The organism is Polaromonas sp. P1_E3 (assembly GCF_056405935.1).
Map to the genome: position 1 here is coordinate 1 of NZ_JBFUBD010000371.1, position 2,585 is coordinate 2,585.

At 59.3% G+C, this 2,585-nt stretch carries 1 protein-coding gene and 1 pseudogene; both read right to left on the reverse strand.

Annotation, left to right across the window (positions count from 1 at the left end):
- Window positions 1-1,244: pseudogene (locus AC1D0Z_RS19360) on the reverse strand (DNA-directed RNA polymerase subunit beta'); the annotation flags it as partial.
- 27 nt (window positions 1,245-1,271) lie between these two features.
- Window positions 1,272-2,585, reverse strand: a 1,314-nt coding sequence (locus tag AC1D0Z_RS19365) for a DNA-directed RNA polymerase subunit beta (protein ID WP_477659811.1), incomplete at its 5' end; no start/stop codon positions are given.

The following is a 2,585-nucleotide window of genomic DNA, read 5'->3' on the forward strand; positions in this document are numbered from 1 at the left end:
TTGATGACCTCTTCCAGGATGTCCCACACGACTGGCGTGCCGGATTCAACTTCCTTCTTCGCTGCCTTGATGGTCGTGGCGATGCCGCGCGACTCAAGCTGAGCGAAGATGAAAGGCTTGAACAGTTCCAGCGCCATGAGCTTGGGCAAGCCGCACTGGTGCAGCTTGAGCGTTGGGCCCACGGTGATGACAGAACGGCCCGAATAGTCGACGCGCTTGCCCAGCAAATTCTGGCGGAAACGGCCTGACTTGCCCTTGATCATGTCGGCGAGAGACTTCAGCGCGCGCTTGTTGGCGCCCGTCATGGCCTTGCCGCGGCGTCCGTTGTCGAGCAGCGAGTCCACAGCTTCCTGCAGCATGCGCTTTTCATTGCGGGCAATGATTTCAGGCGCTTTCAATTCCAGCAAACGGCGCAGACGGCTGTTGCGGTTGATGACGCGGCGATACAGGTCGTTCAGGTCGGAGGTCGCAAAGCGGCCGCCATCCAGCGGCACCAGCGGACGCAGGTCCGGCGGCAGCACCGGCAGCACGTCGAGCACCATCCAGCCCGGCTTGATGCCGGACTTCTTGAACGCTTCCATCAATTTCAAACGCTTGGCGTTCTTCTTGATCTTGATTTCGGAACCGGTCAGGTCGTTGCGCAGTTTCTCGATTTCAACGTCGAGATCCAGTCCTTCGAGCAGGTCCTTGATACCTTCGGCGCCCATCTTGGCGGTGTACTCGTCGCCGTATTCCTTGCGCTTGGCGTCATAGTCGTCTTCCGACATGATGCTGAACTTCTTCAGCGGGGTCATGCCGGGGTCGGTGACCACATATGCTTCAAAGTACAACACGCGTTCGATGTCCCGCAGCGTCATGTCGAGCACAAGGCCCAGACGCGACGGCAGCGACTTCAGAAACCAGATGTGCGCGCACGGTGCGGCCAGGTCGATGTGACCCATGCGCTCGCGGCGAACCTTGGTCTGCGTGACTTCAACGCCGCACTTTTCGCAGATAACACCGCGGTGCTTGAGGCGCTTGTACTTGCCGCACAGGCATTCGTAGTCCTTGATCGGGCCAAAAATTTTGGCGCAAAAAAGACCGTCGCGCTCTGGCTTGAAGGTACGGTAGTTAATGGTTTCAGGCTTCTTCACTTCGCCGAAAGACCACGAGCGGATCTTTTCGGGCGAAGCCATACCGATCTTGATGGCATCGAAATGCTCATCCGGCGTGAATTGCTTGAACAGGTCGAGTAATGATTTCATGAGTTAAATCCTTTTCTTTCCTGTTGATTAGCTGCGTTCGAGTTCGATGTCGATACCGAGCGAGCGGATTTCCTTGACCAGCACGTTGAACGACTCGGGCATGCCGGCCGTGATCGCGTGCTCGCCCTTGACAATGCTTTCGTAGACCTTGGTACGGCCCTGCACGTCGTCGGACTTGACAGTGAGCATTTCCTGCAGCGTGTAGGCGGCGCCGTACGCTTCCAGCGCCCAGACCTCCATCTCGCCGAAACGCTGTCCGCCGAACTGCGCCTTGCCGCCCAGCGGCTGCTGGGTAACGAGCGAGTAAGGGCCGGTCGAGCGCGCGTGCATCTTGTCGTCCACCAGATGGTGAAGTTTCAGGAAGTGCATGTAGCCCACCGTGGTCGTGCGCTCGAAAGCGTCGCCCGTGCGGCCGTCGTACAGCTGTGCCTGCGTACGCGTCGCCGTGAGGCCCTTGGCCTTGGCGATGTCGTCCGGGTAGGCCAGCTGGAGCATGCCCATGATTTCAGCTTCGGAAGCACCGTCAAACACCGGAGTGGCAAAAGGCACACCGGTGGTCAGGTTAGCGGCCATCTCGATGATGTCGGTATCCGACAACTTCGCCAGGTCTTCTGCACGACCGGACTTGTTGTAGACCGTCTCCATGAACTTGCGGACTTCCTGCACCTTGGCTTCGGCTTGCAGCATGTCGCCGATGCGATGGCCCAGACCCTTGGCGGCCCAACCCAGATGCACTTCAAGCACCTGGCCCACGTTCATCCGTGAAGGCACGCCAAGCGGGTTCAGCACGATGTCACACGGTGTGCCATCGGCCATGTGCGGCATGTCTTCGACCGGAACGATCTTGGACACGACACCCTTGTTGCCGTGGCGGCCGGCCATCTTGTCGCCAGGCTGCAGACGGCGCTTGACGGCCAGGTAAACCTTGACCATCTTGAGCACGCCCGCTGGCAACTCGTCGCCCTGCGTGAGTTTCTTGCGCTTTTCCTCGAACGACAGGTCGAAGCTGTGGCGCGTCTGCTCCATCGAGTTCTTGACGCTTTCAAGCTGTGCTGCCACTTCGTCATCAGCAGGACGAATGTCAAACCAGTGGTACTTCTCGACGTCGGCCAGATAGGCCTTGTCGATCTTGGTACCCTTGGCCAGCTTCTTCGGGCCGCCGTTGGCAACCTTGCCGATCAGCAGTTTTTCGATACGGTCGAACGCGTCGGCCTCGACGATGCGCAGCTGGTCGTTCAGGTCCAGGCGGAAGCGCTTGAGCTCGTCGTCGATGATCTGCTGGGCGCGCTTGTCACGCACGATGCCTTCGCGGGTGAAGACCTGCACGTCGATCACGGTGCC